Below are 16,839 nucleotides of genomic sequence, written 5' to 3'. Positions count from 1 at the left end.
GGGCCGGCCGGGCAGCAGCCCGGGCCGCCGCGACCGGGTGGTGGGCCGCCGGCGCAGGGGGGCGGCCGGCAGCGGCGCAAGCTGACGATGTTCCTCGCGGGTGTGGTGGGGGCGCTGGTCGTGATCGCGGCGGCGTTCTTCTTCACGGATCTCGGCGGGGGAGACGACGACAAGCAGGCCAAACAGCCGACCCCCACGCCGACGACGAACGACGCGGACCTGCCCGTCGGCGTCGAGTGCAGCGGTGACGACTGCACGGGCGAGGACCCGGAGTCGATGGGCTGCAGCGGCGAGTACGCGAAGACCACGGACGAGGTCACGGTGGGTACGACTCTCGTCGAGGTCCGCTACAGCAAGACGTGCGGGGCCGCGTGGGCGCGGATCAAGCAGGCCGCGGTGGGCGACGAGGTCGCCATCTCGGTGGACGGGGCCGGCAAGGGCGCGGAGCAGTCCGCGACCGTCAAGGACGGGGACGTCTACACCCCGATGGTGGCAGTGCCCAAGGCCTCGGCGGCCAAGGCGTGTGCGACGTTGGCGCTGGGCACGGAGGGTTGCACGTCCTGACCTCCCGGTCGGGGCACGGGTTTCTTGGCCTCGCCGGCCTGGCTCCAAGTGGCCTCAATCGCCGGCCGGGCTATATAAAGCCCGGCCGGCCATCTATAGCCCGGCCGGCGATTGAGGCCATCAAGAAGCCCGGCCGGCGTTCGAGGCCAAGAGGAGAGCCCGGCCGGCGTTCGAGGCCAAGGGGTCGCCCGGCGACCCCACCCCCACCCCACCCCGAGGACTCGGTATGGTGGCGGAAGGATCTCCCTTGACGTCAAGAGATCGATCATCCGTGGCGTCGGAGGGACCCCTCACCCGCCAGCTGTCTTAACGGAGATCTCCATGACCCGCACTCCCGTGAATGTCACCGTCACCGGCGCGGCCGGTCAGATCGGCTACGCGCTGCTGTTCCGCATCGCGTCCGGTCACCTGCTCGGCCCCGACGTGCCGGTCAAGCTCCGTCTCCTCGAGATCACCCCGGCGCTCGGCGCGGCCGAGGGCACCGCCATGGAGCTCGACGACTGCGCCTTCCCCCTCCTGCAGGGCATCGAGATCTCCGACGACCCGAACGTGGCCTTCGACGGTGCGAACGTCGCGCTGCTCGTCGGCGCCCGCCCCCGTACCAAGGGCATGGAGCGCGGCGACCTGCTCGAGGCCAACGGCGGCATCTTCAAGCCGCAGGGCAAGGCCATCAACGACCACGCCGCGGACGACATCAAGGTCCTCGTCGTCGGCAACCCGGCCAACACCAACGCGCTCATCGCGCAGGCCGCCGCCCCGGACGTACCGGCGGAGCGCTTCACCGCGATGACCCGCCTCGACCACAACCGGGCGCTCACCCAGCTCGCCAAGAAGACCGGCACCACGGTCTCCGACATCAAGCGGCTCACCATCTGGGGCAACCACTCGGCGACCCAGTACCCGGACATCTTCCACGCGGAGATCGCCGGCAAGAACGCGGCCGAGGTCGTGAACGACGAGCAGTGGCTGGGCGACACCTTCATCCCGACCGTCGCCAAGCGCGGCGCGGCGATCATCGAGGCCCGTGGCGCCTCCTCCGCCGCCTCCGCGGCCAACGCCGCGATCGACCACGTGCACACCTGGGTCAACGGCACGGCCGAGGGCGACTGGACGTCGATGGGCATCCCGTCGGACGGTTCGTACGGCGTCCCCGAGGGCCTGATCTCCTCGTTCCCCGTCACCACCAAGGACGGCGCGTACGAGATCGTGCAGGGCCTGGAGATCAACGAGTTCTCCCGTACCCGTATCGACGCCTCCGTCAAGGAGCTCTCCGAGGAGCGCGACGCGGTCCGCGGCCTCGGTCTCCTCTGACCCGAAGCAGCACCGCGCAGCACCGAGCAAGTACCGAGCAGCACCCGCCGCCCCCGGCAGCCGTACAGGCCGCCGGGGGCGGTCCGTTTTCACGGAGCGTGGCTGTACGGGTACGAACATGGCTCGCTTCGTCCTGGACATGACGTCACCTCTCGGCAAGTCAAAGCCCTCATAAGCAACTATTTTGGACCTATTACGGGCACCGGGAGTGATGAGCAGCACTTTCGAAAAGGGAACTGGCATGCTTTCCGGCCCCCGGGGCAGGGGGCATCCGACCGCAGCAGTGACTGGCTGTGAACAAATCGGTAAACGGAAGGCATAACGCGAAGTGTCCGCACAACACACCATCCACGTGCACGGAGAGTGGCGTCCCGCCGCCTCCGGGGCCACGCGAGAGATCCTCGACCCGGCGGACGCCAAGCCGTTCGCCGTGGTGGCCGAGGGCGGGATGCAGGACGCGGACGACGCGATCGCCGCCGCCCGCGCCGCATTCGACCGCGGCGACTGGCCGGCCACCCCCGTCGCCGAGCGCGCCGCGCTGCTTCGCCGGGTCGCCGACCTGCTCGTTCGGGACCGCGAGAAGATCGGGCTCCTGGAGAGCCAGGACGCCGGCAAGACCGTCGAGGAGGGCCGCGTCGACGTCGACTGCGTCGCGGATGCCTTCCGCTACTTCGCCGATCTCGTCATCGGCGAGGGCGCGGGCCGGGTCGTGGACGCCGGCTCCGACACTGTGCACAGCGTCGTCGTGCACGAGCCGGTCGGCGTCTGCGCGATGATCACGCCCTGGAACTACCCGCTTCTGCAGGCCAGCTGGAAGATCGCGCCCGCCCTCGCGGCCGGCAACACCTTCGTCATCAAGCCCAGCGAGGTCACCCCGCTCACCACCGTCGCGCTGATCGAGCTCCTGGTGGAGGCCGGTCTCCCGGCCGGCGTCGCGAATCTGGTGACCGGCCCCGGCGACCCGGTCGGCGCCCGCTTCGCCGAGCACCCCGACGTCGACCTGATCTCCTTCACCGGAGGCCTGGTCAGCGGCACCAAGGTCGCGCAGGCCGCGGCCGTCGGCGTCAAGAAGGTCGCACTCGAACTCGGCGGCAAGAACCCGAACGTGGTCTTCGCCGACGCCTGCCTCACCGACGAGGACTTCGACACCGCCGTCGACCAGGCGCTGAACGCGGCGTTCATCCACAGCGGCCAGGTCTGCTCGGCCGGCGGCCGGCTCATCGTCGAGGAGTCCGTACGCGACCGCTTCGTCGCCGAACTCGCCCGCCGCGCCGCGAAGATCAGGCTCGGCCGCGGCACCGAGGACGGCGTCGAGTGCGGCCCCCTCGTCTCCGCCGCCCAGCTCGCCAGGACCGAGGACTACGTGGCCTCCGCGCTCGCCGAGGGCGCCGTCCTGCGCTCCGGGGGCAAGCGCCCCGAGCCGTCCGAGGTACGGCCCGCCGAGGGCTACTTCTACGAGCCGACCGTGCTCGACCAGTGCCACCGCGAGATGCGCGTGGTGCGGGAGGAGGTGTTCGGACCGGTCCTCACCGTCGAGACCTTCCGTACCGAGGACGAGGCCGTCGCCCTGGCCAACGACACGGAGTACGGCCTCGCCGGCGGCGTCTGGACCGCCGACGCGGGCCGCGCCCGCCGCGTCGCCGGCCGGCTGCGCCACGGCACCGTGTGGATCAACGACTTCCACCCCTACCTGCCGCAGGCCGAATGGGGCGGCTTCGGCAAGTCCGGCGTCGGCCGCGAGCTCGGACCGGCCGGCCTCGCCGAGTACCGCGAGACCAAGCACGTGTACCAGAACCTCGCGCCCGAGCCGGTCCGGTGGTTCGCGGGCTGACCCCCCGCGGCCGCAGGGCCTCATTACGCGGAGCACCTTGCCTGCGACGTACGCGAGTACGAAGCGCGCACGAAGCACGAAGTACGAAGTGGAGAACCAGCACATGTCCCAGTACGACTACGTCGTCGTCGGTGGCGGCACCGCAGGATCGGTGATCGCCTCCCGCCTCACCGAGAACCCGGACGTCACGGTCGCCGTGATCGAGGGCGGCCCCTCCGACGTGGACCGCCCCGACGTCCTCACCCTGCGCCGCTGGATGGGACTGCTCGGCGGGGACCTCGACTACGACTACCCGACCACCGAGCAGCCGCGCGGCAACAGCCACATCCGGCACAGCCGCGCCAAGGTGCTCGGCGGCTGCTCCTCCCACAACACCCTCATCGCCTTCAAGCCGCTGCCGTCCGACTGGGACGAGTGGGCGGCGAACGGCGCCGAGGGCTGGGACGCCGCCGCCATGGACCCGTACTTCGGGAAGCTGCTGAACAACGTGGTGCCGGTCGACGAGAAGGACCGCAACGCGATCGCCCGCGACTTCGTCGACGCCGCCCAGGCCGCGCTCGGCGTGCCCCGCGTCGAGGGCTTCAACAAGAAGCCCTTCGACGACGGCGTCGGCTTCTTCGACCTCGCCTACCACCCGGAGAACAACAAGCGTTCCTCCGCCTCGGTGGCGTACCTGCACCCGGTCATGGACCAGCGCCCGAACCTGCACATCCTCCTGGAGACCTGGGCGTACCGCCTGGAACTCGAGGGCACCCGGGCCCGCGGCGTGCATGTGCGCACCAAGGACGGTGAGGAGCAGTACATCGAGGCGGCCCGCGAGGTGCTGGTGTGCGCCGGCGCCGTCGACACCCCGCGCCTGCTGATGCACTCCGGCATCGGGCCCCGCAAGGACCTCGAGGCGCTCGGCATACCCGTCGTGCACGACCTGCCCGGCGTCGGCGAGAACCTCCTCGACCACCCCGAGTCCGTCATCGTCTGGGAGACCAACGGCCCCATCCCGGAGAACTCGGCGATGGACAGCGACGCGGGTCTCTTCGTACGCCGCGACCCGGAGCACCAGGGCCCCGACCTGATGTTCCACTTCTACCAGATCCCGTTCACGGACAACCCGGAGCGCCTGGGCTACCAGCGGCCCGAGCACGGGGTGTCGATGACGCCCAACATCCCCAAGCCGAAGAGCCGCGGCCGCGTCTACCTGACCAGCGCCGACCCCGAGGTCAAGCCGGCTCTCGACTTCCGGTACTTCACCGACGAGGACGACTACGACGGCCGCACCCTCGTCGACGGCATCAAGATCGCCCGTGAGATCGCCAAGACCGAACCGCTCGCCAACTGGCTCAAGCGCGAGGTCGCACCCGGGCCCGACGTCAACGACGACGAGGCGCTCAGCGAGTACGCGCGCAAGGTCGCGCACACCGTCTACCACCCCGCCGGCACCTGCCGAATGGGCTCTTCCACTGATGAACTTGCCGTAGTGGCCCCGGACTTGAAGATCCGCGGCCTCGACGGCATCCGAATCGCCGACGCGTCCGTCTTCCCGACGATGCCAGCAGTGAACCCGATGATCGGGGTCCTGATGGTCGGGGAGAAATGCGCGGAACTGCTGACCGGGAGTGATGTCCGATGACCACCACCGACAAGACTCCGGCCCCGCCGGCCGACGGCGGGACCGCCGATGGACCCGTCTTCACCGTCCGGGACCTGTGGAAGGTCTTCGGCCCCAAGGCCGACCGCATCCCGGGCAACAAGGAGTACGCGGACCTGAGCCCCGCCGAGCTGCGCGAGCGCACCGGGTGCACCGCAGCCGTCCGCGACGTCAGCTTCGATGTGCGCCGCGGCGAGGTCTTCGTCGTCATGGGCCTGTCCGGCTCCGGCAAGTCGACCCTGGTGCGTACCCTCACCCGGCTCATCGAGCCGACCAGCGGCGCGATATCCATCGACGGCGAGGACGTCCTCGCGCTCGACAAGAACCGGCTGCGCGAACTGCGCCGCCACCGCGCCGCGATGGTCTTCCAGAACTTCGGCCTGCTCCCGCACCGCACCGTCCTCGACAACGTCGCGTACGGCCTGGAGATCCAGGGTGTCGCCAAGGCCGAGCGCCGCGCCAAGGCCCGCGAGGTCGTCGCCAAGGTCGGCCTCGAAGGTCTCGAGGAGCGCCGCCCCACCCAGCTCTCCGGTGGCCAGCAGCAGCGCGTCGGCCTCGCCCGCGCCCTCGCCGTCGACCCCGAAGTGCTGCTCTTCGACGAGCCGTTCAGCGCGCTCGACCCGCTGATCCGCCGGGACATGCAGGAGGAGGTCATCCGCCTGCACCGCGAAGAGGGCCGCACCATGGTCTTCATCACCCACGACCTGTCCGAGGCCCTCCGCCTCGGCGACCGCATCATGCTGATGCGGGACGGCGCGATCGTGCAGCTCGGCACCCCCGAGGAGATCGTCGCCAACCCGGCCGACGACTACGTCCGCGACTTCGTCCGCGACGTCCCCCGCGAGCAGGTCATCTCCGTACGCCGCGCCATGCGCCCCGCCGACGGCGCGGAGGCCGACTCGGGTGCGGCCATCGCCCCGGACATGCTCGTCGCCGACGCCATCGAGGCCGTCGCCCGCAGCGGTGAGCACTGCCGTGTCGTCGACGACGGCCGCACCCTCGGCGTCGTCGACCACTCGCAGCTGCTGGCTGTCGTGGCCGGTCTCGACGACAACCCGGACGGCACGCGGGACAAGGAGGTGGCGGCCGTATGAGTGCCGCCCCGAGCCCGGTCCTCGACAAGCAGGACCGCGCCCCCGATCCCGCGCCCGACCAGGACACCACCCCGAGCCTGCCGGCCCGACTGCTCGCGAGCCCGCGGGCGCTCGCCGTGGTCGTCGTGCTGCTGCTCGCGATCGTCAGCGCGGCCGTCACCAGCTCCGGTGTGTGGCCCGCGGACCTGACGTTCGACGCACGCTCCCCGCTGGACGACCTGAACAACTGGCTGGTCGACAACCGCACCACCCACCCGCTGTTCCTGTACTTCCTGCTGCACATCAGCAACACCGCACAGAGCTCCGTCGACGCCGTGCTCAGCGGCCTCGAGGCCCTCGGTTTCATCGGCGTCACCGTCCTGGCCGTCGCCCTCGCCTGGTACGCGGGCGGCGCGGGCCTGCGCCGCCGGGCGCTGCGCACCGCCGGCACCGCGCTCGCCACCTTCGTGGTGATCGGCCTGCTCGGCATGTGGGAACCGGCCATGGAGACCCTCGCCCTGATGGTCATCTGTGTCCTGGTGGCCGCGATCCTCGGCGCGCTGCTCGGCCTCGCGGCCGGGCTCTCGGACCGAGCGGAACGCATGCTGCGGCCGGTGTTCGACACGATGCAGGTCCTGCCGGCCTTCGCGTATCTGCTGCCGTTCGTGCTGATCTTCGAGGTCGGCACGCCCGCGGCCCTGGTCACCACGGTGATCTACGCGTCCCCGCCGATGGCCCGCCTCACCTCACTCGGCCTGCGCGGCGCGGACCCCGCGGCCCTGGAGGCCTCGGCCTCGCTCGGCGCGAGCCCCTGGCAGCGCCTGTGGACGGCGCGGCTTCCGCTCGCCCGCAAGCAGATGATGCTCGGCCTCAACCAGACGATCATGATGTGTCTCTCCATGGTCGTCCTCGCCTCGATGATCGGCGCCGGCGGCCTCGGCGACGAGATCTACACCGCCCTGTCCACGATCGACGTCGGCCTGGCCCTGGTGCCCGGCATCGCGATCGTGCTGATCGCGATCTGGCTGGACCGCACCACATCGGCCGCCGGCGAGCGGCTCGACGACCCGGCCACGACCGGCGGTGACCGAAAGCCCTGGCTGCTCTGGGCGATCGTGATCGGCAGCACGGTCGTCGGTACGGTCATCGGCGCCGCGCTCGGCCGCAAGGAGTGGCCGGAGGGCTGGGTCGTCCCGATCTCCGACCCGATCAATTCGGTCGTGGACTGGATCGAGGGGAACCTGCGCTCCGGCGTGCCGGTCTTCGGCGGCACCAAGGTGTGGGGCGAGGGCTTCGCGAACTACGTGATCAACCCGATCCGGGACGGTCTGCAGGCCACGCCCTGGTGGTCGCTGCTCCTGGTGGTCGCCGTGGTGGCGTACCTGGTCGGCCGCTGGCGGGCCGCGCTCGCCGCCGTGCTCGCGCTGGGTGTGATCGGGGCGATGGGGCTGTGGACCCGCTCCCTGGACACCCTGTCGCAGGTGATCGCCGGTCTCGTGGTGACGCTGATCCTGGGCTTCGCGATCGGTCTGCTCGCGGGCCGGGTGGCCTCGGTGCAGCGGGCGATCCGACCGGTCCTCGACACGATGCAGACGATCCCGCAGTTCATCTACCTCATCCCGATGATCGCCTTCTTCGACGGCGGCCGGACGGCCGGTGTGGCAGCCGCCGTGCTCTATGCGCTGCCCGCGGTGGTGCGCATCACCGCGCAGGGCATCCGCGCGACCGACCCGGCGGCTCTGGAGGCCTCGCGGTCCCTGGGCGCCAGTACGGGGCAGCAACTGCGGCAGGTCCAGATCCCGTTGGCCCGTCCCGCGCTGCAACTCGCCGTGAACCAGGGCGTCGTGCTCGTCCTGGCCATGGTCGTGATCGCCGGCATGGTCGGCGGCGGCGCGCTCGGCTTCGACGTCGTCAAGGGCCTGGCCAAGGGCGACCTCGGCCTCGGCATGACCGCCGGTATCGCCATCGTCTGCCTGGGCATCGTCCTCGACCGGATCTCGCAGCCGGGCCGCGACGTCAAGGAGCGCAACCTGTAGCGGGCCCCGCCCCGACGGGCCGCCCGCACCCCGCTTTTCCGATCCGACTCACCATTCGAAGCAAGGGAACACTCTCGTGAAGCTCAACAAGCGGATTCGCACTTCAGCCGTCGCCGGCATCGGCGCCCTGTCCATGGTGGCCCTCGCGGGCTGCGGCGCCGCGGACACCGGCTCCTCCGGCGGCTCGGACCAGGTCACCATCACCGTTCCGTCCTGGGTCGGCGCGCGCGCCAACGTCGAGGTCGCCAAGGTGATCATGGAGCAGGAGCTCGACGTCAAGGTCAAGGCCCAGACCATGGACGAGCCGCTCGCCTGGGACGCGCTGAACAACGGCAAGGCCGATGCGCTCATGGAGGACTGGGACGGCCAGCCCGAGAAGCAGAAGCTGTACCTCGACCAGAAGAAGACCGTCGTCCCCGGCGGTGACCTGGGCGTCGTCGGCCACATCGGCTGGTTCGTGCCGAAGTACTACGCCGACGCGCACCCCGAGGTGAAGACGTACAAGGGCCTCAACAAGCTCGCCAAGGACTTCAAGACCTCCGAGTCCGGCGACAAGGGCGAGTTCCTCGGCGCCGCCCCCTCGTACACCTCGTACGACGAGGCGCTGATCAAGAACCACAAGCTGAACTTCAAGGTCAAGGAGACGGGCAACGAGGCGGCCCAGCTCAAGGAGATCCAGCAGAAGTACAAGAACAAGGAACCGTTCATCACCTACTGGTGGGAGCCCCAGTGGCTGAACAATGACATCGACCTGGTCGAGGTCAAGCTGCCGGAGTTCAAGGAGGGCTGCAACGAGCCCGCCGCCAAGACCGAGTGCGCCTACGCCAACACCCCGCTGAAGAAGTTCCTGAACAAGGACTTCGCGGACGAGAACAGCGACGCGGCGAAGTTCATCAAGAACTTCAAGTGGACGACGGAGCAGCAGAACGAGGTCGCCAAGATGATCGCCAAGGACAAGATGTCCGGCGAGGCCGCGGCCAAGAAGTGGGTCAAGGACAACAAGGACGTCTGGGAGGCGTGGCTCCCGAAGAAGTAACCCAGCGCTGAGCCGCTTCGGCTGCGCGTAGTCCGATTGCCGGTGGGGCCGGCCCGGGGTTCCGGGCCGGCCTGCTGCTAGCGGCGCCCCCGTGTGGCGATCCACGCGGCCAGGGCTCCTCCGGGGAGGACCACCGCCGCGTAGATCAGGATGGTTTCACCGAGTCCGCCGCCCAAGCGCTGCTGCTCCGTGATGAGCATGACCAAGAAGAACAGCAGGACTGCGGTGATCCCGGCAATCGCCGAAGCAGTTCCCTTCTTCGTCATCTGTTCTGCTCCCGTCACTTCAGGCACTTGGCGCCCTTGAACTTGGCGAGGTACGAGAATCGCATCTCGACACCCTTCTTGCACTTCGCCAGGTTGTCGCTGCCGAGGCTGGCGACATATGAATAGACACCTGCCGCGACGGCACCGCCGATACCTCCGGTGATGGTGCCGATGATGCCCGCGGCTGTGGCAGCCGACCCGAACATGATGGCTCGGGCCTGCTTCTGGCTGATGCGGACGTATACGTACCAGCCGAGCGTGACACCCCTGGTGCTGGGCCCCGCCTCGTCAGGTATGTCCCCCTTGACGACCTGGACGGCGTCCGAATCCTTGAAGGCTTCGACTGCCTCCTCGTATGTGTAGCCTTCGGACGCGAGGTCGATGTAAGCGCCGTCGGCGGCCGCTGCGTTGCGCGTCGTTCCTGCGCCAGTGGTCGCGCCGGCGGTTGGAGCGACGGCGGCCAGGAGTGCCCCCGCGAGAAGCGTGGAGCATGTGGCCTTGAACAGCCGTGACTGATGGATGGACAAACTTCCCCCTACTGACGGCACGGATTTTGCCGTGCGCGGATCGGTCATGATCGCAATGAATCATGATCAAACCTCTTTCACAGGTCAAACCGCGGCCTGGCCCTCTCCCGCCGGTTGCCTTTTCAACAGGAATCCAATTCCTGTTCCATGGAGGGGACTTCGGTAAGCGGCGAAGTCAGAAGAGGGCCGGTCTTCCTGCACCCGGGCCTGTGCCCGGTCCGGCAGGAGGAGCCTGCCGGTGGGCGAAGGGGCTTGAGTCTCCAGTAGGGGGAGACGCGAAGGTGGGGGCATGGACGGCGACACGCTCTACTCGATCGGCGAGCTCGCTCGGCGGACCGGTCTCACGGTCAAGACCATTCGGTTCTACTCCGATCGCGGAATCGTGGCGCCCACGGACCGTAGCCCGGCCGGCTACCGCCGCTACAACGTCGATGCCGTCGCACGCCTCGACCTCGTGCGGACCCTGCGCGAGCTGGGCCTCGGCCTTCCCACGATCCGCAAGGTCGTGGACCGGGAGCTCTCGCTTCCCGAGGTCGCCGCGGCGCACGCCGACGCACTGGCAGTGCAGATCAGCGTGCTGCGCCTGCGGCGCGCGGTGCTGACGGCGGTCGCCGAGCGCGGGTCCACACCTGAGGAGACGGAACTCATGCACCGACTGGCCCAGCTCTCCGAGGACGAACGCCGACGTCTGATCGGCGATTTCCTCGACGCCGTCTTCGGCGGTCTTGACGCCACCCCCGCATTCGCGGGGGCCATGCGCTCGATGACCCCCGAGCTGCCCGACAACCCGGAGGCGGAACAGGTCAATGCGTGGGTGGAGTTGGCCGAAATGTCGCTGGACCCGGCCTTCCGGGCCGCCATGCGGCAGATGGTCGAGGACCTGGCAGCCGAGCAGGCCCTGAGCGACGCGACGGGCCCGCATCGCGACATCGCCGCGGCGGTCCGTGACCAGGCCGGTCCGGCCCTGACCGCCGGTATCGCCCCGGCCTCGCCCCAGGCCGATCCGATCGTCGCGGCGTTCACGGCGCCGTACGCGCGCCTCCTCGGCCGCCCCGACGACGTCGACCTCCGCCGCCGCCTCGCGACCCGCCTCGAGAACGTGAACGACCCCCGCAGGGAGCGATACCTCCAGCTGCTCGCGGTGGTCAACGGCTGGCCGGCCCCGGAGAGCCTGGCTCCAGCGTTCGACTGGTCCGTCCAGGCACTGCGCGTCCGGACGTGACATTGAGGGGGCGCGCTGGGGCCTTCGAGCCCTCGCCTACCTCGGCCGTACAGGTGAGCCCAGAAAGGTCCGCCAGGCGGTCGGGGTGAGCCGGATCGTTCCGGCGGTTGGGTGCTTGGAGTCGCGGATGGCGACAGCGTCGGGGATGTTGAGGGCGACCTCGACGCATTCGCCGCCGGCGGTGCTGTACGTCGACTTCATGAACTCGAACTCGGTCATCCGTCCGCACCTTCTTGCCCGTTGGGGCTTGTCGGGGTCGTGCGTCAATCCTGCAGGTGAGGGAGTAGGGCCTGCCAGGCATCCGGAGTGAGCCGGATCGTTCCGGCGGTGGGGTGCTTGGAGTCGCGGATGGCGACGGTGCGGGGGATGTTGAGGGCTACCTCTATGCATTCCCCGGAGCCCGTGCTGTAGGTCGACTTCACGAATACGTACGCGGTCATGCGTGCGTACCTTTCTGCCTGTTGGGGCCTTCGGGGCCGGGCGTCAATCCTGCAGGTGAGGTAGCAGGGCCTCCCATGCCGGCGAAGTGAGCCGGATCGTTCCGGCGTCCGGGTGCTTCGAGTCGCGGATGGCGACCGTGTCGGGGATGTTGAGGGCTATCTCGACGCATTCGCCGCCGGACGAGCTGTGGCTGGACTTCACGAATTCGAACTCGGTCACCCGTGCATCTCTCTTCCGATCGTCTCGATCAACTTCGCGGAGTCGTGGGGCGCCAGGCTGAGCCTTGCGGTGCGATCGAAGAAGGCGCAGTGGGTCGCACCTTCGGCCACGCTCTCCACCCATACCGTAGAGGCGATCGAGTCCACGTGGACGACGTCGAGCGCCTGGTCGTCGGCGAACGAGATGATGTTGAACGGGCCGGTGATGCACGGGTGTCCGCCCGCCCGGAACGGCAGCACCTGTACGTGGACGTTCGGCAGCTCCAACATCGTGCGCAGGTGATCCAGTTGAGCCCGCATAACGCCAGGTCCGCCGATCTGCTGGCGCAGGGCCGCTTCCCAGACCACCGCGTGCAGCAGCAATGGTGTCTCGTCGTGCAGACGCTCCTGCCGCTTCATGCGTACGGAGACGATGCGCTCGATGTCGTCCGGGTCCTCCCAGACGTCGTCGCTGACGGCGAGTGAGCGCGCGTAGTCGGCGGTCTGCAACAGGCCTGGAACAAGGGAGAGTTGCCAGGTTCGGACCCGCGTCGCCACGTCCTCCATGGCGATGTACTCGGCGAGCGAGCCCGCGTCGAGGGACTGCTTCCACCACCCCTTCGCCTTGCGGCGCTCGCGGTCGAGCTTGGCGATGCGGAGGAGGCCGTCGACCGTTTTCGGGTCGTCGACCTCGTACAGCTTGCACAGCGCTATGACGTCGGGGTCGCGGAAGGGCACCCAGCCGCGCTCCATCTTGGCGACCTTCGCCGCCGTCGCGCTGAGCGCAGCAGCCGCCTGTGGCTGGGTGAGCCCGGCCCGGTCGCGGTGTCGCAGCAGTTCGCTGCCCAGCTTGCGGGCCAGGACAGTCGACGTCCGGTTCCCCAACCCAGCCTGACTGGCTGCCACTTCGCACCACCTCCAGGAGCGGGACCAGTGTGCGCCCGATCAACTGGCCACACAACTTCCGGGGATATATATCTCCGGAATTTGTTGCGCATCCTGTTGCGGCATCGCTACGGTCGGTGCTCAACCGCTCGCCCTGCGAGGTCGATTGGCGGAAGTGCACCGCCCTGCCCTGTGCGGGTGCGGCAGAGCCACCGCTCAGACTCGGCTCGCCCGCACAAGGAGGTGCGTGAGCCCATGCCCGTACCCGCGCCCGTATTGCGCGACTCAGCCACCTACCCACCCCACCTCGCATCCGTCCCCCTCGCCCGCCGCCGGATCGACAGGGCGGTGCGTGGGTGGGGGTTACCCGAACTCGCCTACGACGCCGCGCTGTTGGGCAGTGAACTCGCCTCGAACGCGTTACTGCACGGCTGTCTGCGGGACCGGTTGTTCCGCGTCGAGGTGGAGCGTACGGCCGACGGTGTACGAGTCTCCGTCACCGACCCGAAGGGGGAGCGGTGGCCCCAGCCGCGTACCGCCGAGGCATCGGAACAGTTCGGCCGAGGGCTCGCGATCGTGCAGGCCGTGGCAACGCGCTGGGGCGTGCTCGCCCGTGCGGTCGGGAAGACCGTGTGGGCCGAGCTCGACGCGGGCGCCCCGTGAGGGGTCAGCGCGCGGCCGACACCTCCGCCGCCGACCGCGACTTCCCGTCCTCCTCCAGGGCTTCGCCCTGTTCGTCACTGCTCGCCCGGAGCTGGATCCTGGACGCACGGCGGGTGGACGGGAGGAACAGGGCGAAGAGGAGGCCCACCGCGACCGCGCCCATCGCGATCAGGAAGGACGTGCGGAAGCCCGTCATCGTGGGGATCGCGACGCCGTCCACATGGTCCGCCGTACTGGCCAGGACCATGCCGATGACGGCACTCGAGACCGACGTACCGATCGATCGCATCAGAGTGTTGAGGCCGTTCGCCGCGCCCGTCTCGGACGGGTCGACCGCGCCGATGATCAACGCGGGGAGCGAGGAGTAGGCGAGGCCGATGCCCGCACCGATCAGGACCGAGATGACGACGGTCTGCCAGGCGGCGCTCATCAGACCGAGGCCCGCGCCGTACCCGATCGCGATGATCAGCATGCCGAGGATCAGGGTCACCTTCGGCCCGTACTTCGCCGAAAGCCGCGCGTACACCGGCGCCGTGACCATCATCGTCAGGCCGAGCGGCGCCACGCACAGGCCCGCGACGACGATGGACCGGCCGAGTCCGTAGCCGGTCGACTCGGGGAGCTGCAGCAGCTGCGGCAGTACGAGCGAGATCGCGTAGAACGCGACGCCGACCATGACCGAGGCGAGGTTGGTGAAGAGGACGGCGGGGCGGGCCGTCGTACGCAGGTCCACCAGAGGTGCCTTGAGGCGCAGCTCCATCACGCCCCACAGGACCAGGACGACGGCCGACGCGCCGAACAGGCCGAGCGTCGTGCCCGAGGCCCACCCCCAGTCGCTGCCCTTGGTGATGGGGAGGAGGAAGAGGACCAGACCGGCGGAGAGGCCGAGCGCGCCGATGTGGTCGAAGGTGCCCTGCGCCTTGACGTCGCTCTCGGGCACGGCGAGGACGGTCAGGAGCATGGATATGAGCCCGAGGCCCGCCGCGCCGAAGAACAGCGTGTGCCAGTCGGTGTGCTGGACGGTGAGTGCCGCGAGCGGCAGCGCGAGGCCGCCGCCGACGCCGATCGACGAGCTCATCAGGGCCATCGCGGGGCCGAGCTTCTCGCGGGGAAGCGTGTCGCGCATCAGGCCGATGCCGAGCGGTATCGCGCCCATCGCGAAGCCCTGCAGCGCCCGGCCGACGATCATCACGACAAGGTCATCGGTGAACCCGCAGATCAGCGAGCCCACGACCATCACGGCCAGGCTCGCGAGCAGCATGCGCCGCTTGCCGTAGAGGTCGCCGAGGCGGCCCATGATCGGGGTCGACACGGCGCCCGCGAGCAGGGTCGCCGTCATGACCCAGGTGGCGTTCGCCGGGGTCGTACTCAGCAGCGTCGGCAGGTCCTTGATGATCGGTACCAGGAGCGTCTGCATCACCGCGACGGTGATGCCGGCGAAGGCGAGTACGGGGACGACTCCGCGGGTGCCGCTTCGGGTGCCGCGTTGATGGGTCGTCGACTGCGTCATTACGTGGGGCCTCCGGGGGCGGTGCGCAGGCCGGCGGGGCCGGCCGAGGTGGAGCCGGCAGGGGTGCGTGCAGGGCGTGGGCCGGCGGATACGTGCAGAAGGAACCTGTTTCCCCGGGCGACTATTCCGACGGATGCCGCGCCTGGGTAAATCCTTACCTGTTGTTAACCGTCCGCTTGTGCAGAGCCCTGGGGCTTGTGAAGAGTCCTGAGGCGTGTGCAGAGCCCTGGGCGCAGGGGATCACTCCGCACGCACCACCACCGCCCGGCGATCGTCCGCCCCGGCGGGGATGCCGTCGGCCTCGGCGGGAGTGCCGTCCGCCCCGGCATGAGCGAAGATCCCGTTGACCACCGCGGGCGTCAGCCGCAGCCGACGCTGGTGCTCGATGCGGGTGTGTGGGAATCGCACGAAGGCTCGGCGGTATACGGCGAGGCGTGTGGGTGGGGGAGGATACGGCGGGGGAGATTCGCCGGCATCGTATGGATCGTAGATCGCAAGGGGGGCGTCGATGGGCGTGAGTGGGGCGAAGGCGCGGCTCGGGTGGCGGCCCGGGCGTACGCCGATGCGGCGGCGGGTGCTCGCCGCCTTCGTCTTCGGGGCGATCTACTTCGGGCTCGGCGTGCTCAATGAGTTCGTACTGCCCTGGGGCGACCGGGACTTGGGGAAGGCGGTCGTCTTCGCGGCCGGCTTCGGAGTCATGGCCGCGGTCACCTTCCCCGGCTGGGACGACGACGAACTCGCCCGCTGCATCAGGGCGCAGCTCCCGACCGGGGAGACCGTGACCATGATGCTGCCCGTCCGCGCCGCCACCCGGGGCCGCCCCTACTGGTTCGTGCCCGACAGCCGCGTCCTCGTACTGACGGGCACCCGGCTCGTCGCGTACGGCCGGAACCGCCTCACCGGCAACCCGACGGGCCGGCTGTGGCAGTACGGTCTCGCCGATGCGACGGCGACCGCGACGGCGTCGCTGTCCGGCGACGGGAGACGCCTTGCCATCGCGGCGGCCGGCACTCCGGACGGCACGGGCGGCGTCCCCGCCGTCGAGCACTTCCACATCCAGCTCAAGTACCGCAAGCGCGCGGCCCGCTTCGTCACCCTGTCCCAGCGGGGTCCCGTCACCGAGTGAGCCCGTACCGCGAGGTCACCAGGGCTTGCCGCCCGGAGCGATGCGGCGGGCGACCATCAGGCGGTTCCAGGTGTTGATGACCGTGATCAGGGCGATGAGGTGGGCGAGTTCGGGCTCGTCGAAGTGGCGGGCCGCCTCCTCGTACACCTCGTCCGGGACGTAGGACTCGGTGAGCAGGGTGACCGACTCGGTGAGCGCGAGCGCGGCCCGCTCCCGAGGCGTGTAGTAACCCTCGGTCTCCGCCCAGGAGTTGAGCAGGTCGAGGCGCTGCTCGCTCTCGCCGGCCTTGCGGGCCAGCGCGAGATGCATGTCGAGGCAGAACGCACACCGGTTGATCTGGGAGGCCCGGACCTGCACCAGTTCGGCAAGGATCGCGTCCCCGAGCCCTCGCTTCGCGGCGGCGCCCGCGGCCTGCAGGGCGGCGGCGAAACCTGCCGGAAGACGGTTCGTACGCGACCTGCCGGCCCTCGAACTCGGCTCGGCGGCAACGGAATCGGTGGTGATGC

The 16,839-nt window shown here is 69.5% G+C and carries 20 protein-coding genes; 11 read left to right on the top strand and 9 right to left on the bottom strand.

Annotation, left to right across the window (positions count from 1 at the left end):
- From DY218_RS06735 to DY218_RS06705, 7 genes are all read left to right on the top strand, one after another.
- A partial coding sequence (locus DY218_RS06735) for a DUF2690 domain-containing protein (protein WP_128554992.1) occupies positions 1–564 on the top strand: 564 nt, incomplete at its 5' end.
- 321 nt (positions 565–885) lie between these two features.
- Positions 886–1,875 carry a malate dehydrogenase gene (locus DY218_RS06730; RefSeq protein WP_128554991.1) on the top strand — a complete coding sequence of 330 codons (990 nt, stop codon included), beginning with the start codon at positions 886–888 and terminating at the stop codon, positions 1,873–1,875.
- Between the two features lie 328 nt (positions 1,876–2,203).
- Complete coding sequence (locus DY218_RS06725; protein ID WP_128554990.1) at positions 2,204–3,706, top strand: aldehyde dehydrogenase family protein; 1,503 nt, start codon at positions 2,204–2,206, stop codon at positions 3,704–3,706.
- A 103-nt stretch (positions 3,707–3,809) separates the two neighbouring features.
- On the top strand, positions 3,810–5,333 hold the full coding sequence (locus DY218_RS06720) for a GMC family oxidoreductase (RefSeq protein ID WP_128554989.1): 1,524 nt from the start codon (positions 3,810–3,812) through the stop codon (positions 5,331–5,333).
- The gene (locus DY218_RS06715) at positions 5,330–6,445 is read left to right on the top strand and encodes a quaternary amine ABC transporter ATP-binding protein (RefSeq protein WP_128554988.1); all 1,116 of its coding nucleotides are present in this window, start codon (positions 5,330–5,332) and stop codon (positions 6,443–6,445) included. Before DY218_RS06720 ends, DY218_RS06715 begins: the two co-directional genes overlap by 4 nt.
- Entirely contained in the window at positions 6,442–8,460 is a 2,019-nt protein-coding gene (locus tag DY218_RS06710; RefSeq protein WP_128554987.1) for an ABC transporter permease, read from the top strand. Before DY218_RS06715 ends, DY218_RS06710 begins: the two co-directional genes overlap by 4 nt.
- A 76-nt stretch (positions 8,461–8,536) precedes the next feature.
- Positions 8,537–9,496, top strand: a complete 960-nt coding sequence (locus tag DY218_RS06705) for an ABC transporter substrate-binding protein (protein ID WP_233521406.1) — start codon at positions 8,537–8,539, stop codon at positions 9,494–9,496.
- Between the two features lie 77 nt (positions 9,497–9,573).
- Here the strand turns inward: DY218_RS06705 and DY218_RS06700 are convergent, their stop codons facing one another.
- On the bottom strand, positions 9,574–9,762 hold the full coding sequence (locus tag DY218_RS06700) for a hypothetical protein (RefSeq protein WP_128554986.1): 189 nt from the start codon (positions 9,760–9,762) through the stop codon (positions 9,574–9,576).
- Between the two features lie 14 nt (positions 9,763–9,776).
- Positions 9,777–10,289: a hypothetical protein gene (locus DY218_RS06695; RefSeq protein ID WP_128554985.1), complete on the bottom strand. Its 513-nt coding sequence runs from the start codon at positions 10,287–10,289 to the stop codon at positions 9,777–9,779.
- Between the two features lie 289 nt (positions 10,290–10,578).
- Between DY218_RS06695 and DY218_RS06690 the strand changes: the two genes are divergently transcribed.
- The gene (locus DY218_RS06690) at positions 10,579–11,511 is read left to right on the top strand and encodes a MerR family transcriptional regulator (protein WP_128554984.1); all 933 of its coding nucleotides are present in this window, start codon (positions 10,579–10,581) and stop codon (positions 11,509–11,511) included.
- Positions 11,512–11,547: 36 nt separating this feature from the next.
- On the opposite strand, the gene DY218_RS06685 is transcribed toward DY218_RS06690, so the two are convergent.
- Genes DY218_RS06685 through DY218_RS06670 form a run of 4 tightly spaced genes read right to left on the bottom strand, consistent with a single transcriptional unit; the run spans position 11,548 to position 13,055 of the window.
- Positions 11,548–11,730: a DUF397 domain-containing protein gene (locus DY218_RS06685; protein WP_128554983.1), complete on the bottom strand. Its 183-nt coding sequence runs from the start codon at positions 11,728–11,730 to the stop codon at positions 11,548–11,550.
- Between the two features lie 44 nt (positions 11,731–11,774).
- Positions 11,775–11,951: a DUF397 domain-containing protein gene (locus DY218_RS06680; protein ID WP_128554982.1), complete on the bottom strand. Its 177-nt coding sequence runs from the start codon at positions 11,949–11,951 to the stop codon at positions 11,775–11,777.
- 43 nt (positions 11,952–11,994) lie between these two features.
- Positions 11,995–12,171, bottom strand: coding sequence for a DUF397 domain-containing protein (locus DY218_RS06675; RefSeq protein ID WP_128554981.1), 177 nt, complete (start codon positions 12,169–12,171; stop codon positions 11,995–11,997).
- On the bottom strand, positions 12,168–13,055 hold the full coding sequence (locus tag DY218_RS06670; RefSeq protein WP_233521405.1) for a helix-turn-helix domain-containing protein: 888 nt from the start codon (positions 13,053–13,055) through the stop codon (positions 12,168–12,170). Before DY218_RS06670 ends, DY218_RS06675 begins: the two co-directional genes overlap by 4 nt.
- A 234-nt stretch (positions 13,056–13,289) precedes the next feature.
- On the opposite strand from DY218_RS06670, the gene DY218_RS06665 reads away from it, so the two are divergent.
- On the top strand, positions 13,290–13,697 hold the full coding sequence (locus DY218_RS06665) for an ATP-binding protein (RefSeq protein WP_128554980.1): 408 nt from the start codon (positions 13,290–13,292) through the stop codon (positions 13,695–13,697).
- A 4-nt stretch (positions 13,698–13,701) separates the two neighbouring features.
- Here DY218_RS06665 and DY218_RS06660 read toward each other — a convergent pair whose 3' ends face one another.
- Both DY218_RS06660 and DY218_RS34445 read right to left on the bottom strand, forming a co-directional pair.
- Positions 13,702–15,207, bottom strand: coding sequence for an MFS transporter (locus DY218_RS06660; protein WP_128554979.1), 1,506 nt, complete (start codon positions 15,205–15,207; stop codon positions 13,702–13,704).
- A gap of 240 nt (positions 15,208–15,447) precedes the next feature.
- Positions 15,448–15,615 carry a hypothetical protein gene (locus DY218_RS34445; protein ID WP_199566645.1) on the bottom strand — a complete coding sequence of 56 codons (168 nt, stop codon included), beginning with the start codon at positions 15,613–15,615 and terminating at the stop codon, positions 15,448–15,450.
- Between DY218_RS34445 and DY218_RS35680 the strand changes: the two genes are divergently transcribed.
- Positions 15,593–15,697, top strand: a complete 105-nt coding sequence (locus DY218_RS35680; protein ID WP_407703569.1) for a hypothetical protein — start codon at positions 15,593–15,595, stop codon at positions 15,695–15,697. The two genes, DY218_RS34445 and DY218_RS35680, sit on opposite strands and share 23 nt — an antisense overlap.
- 18 nt (positions 15,698–15,715) lie before the next feature.
- Positions 15,716–16,333, top strand: a complete 618-nt coding sequence (locus DY218_RS06650; protein ID WP_128554978.1) for a hypothetical protein — start codon at positions 15,716–15,718, stop codon at positions 16,331–16,333.
- A 15-nt stretch (positions 16,334–16,348) separates the two neighbouring features.
- On the opposite strand, the gene DY218_RS06645 is transcribed toward DY218_RS06650, so the two are convergent.
- Complete coding sequence (locus tag DY218_RS06645) at positions 16,349–16,837, bottom strand: carboxymuconolactone decarboxylase family protein (protein ID WP_407703568.1); 489 nt, start codon at positions 16,835–16,837, stop codon at positions 16,349–16,351.
- Between the last annotated feature and the right edge of the window lie 2 nt (positions 16,838–16,839).

It is taken from the genome of Streptomyces triticagri, from assembly GCF_003429565.1.
GTDB classification, from domain to species: Bacteria; Actinomycetota; Actinomycetes; order Streptomycetales; family Streptomycetaceae; genus Streptomyces; species Streptomyces triticagri.
This window is presented reverse-complemented; position numbering and strand designations above follow the sequence as displayed.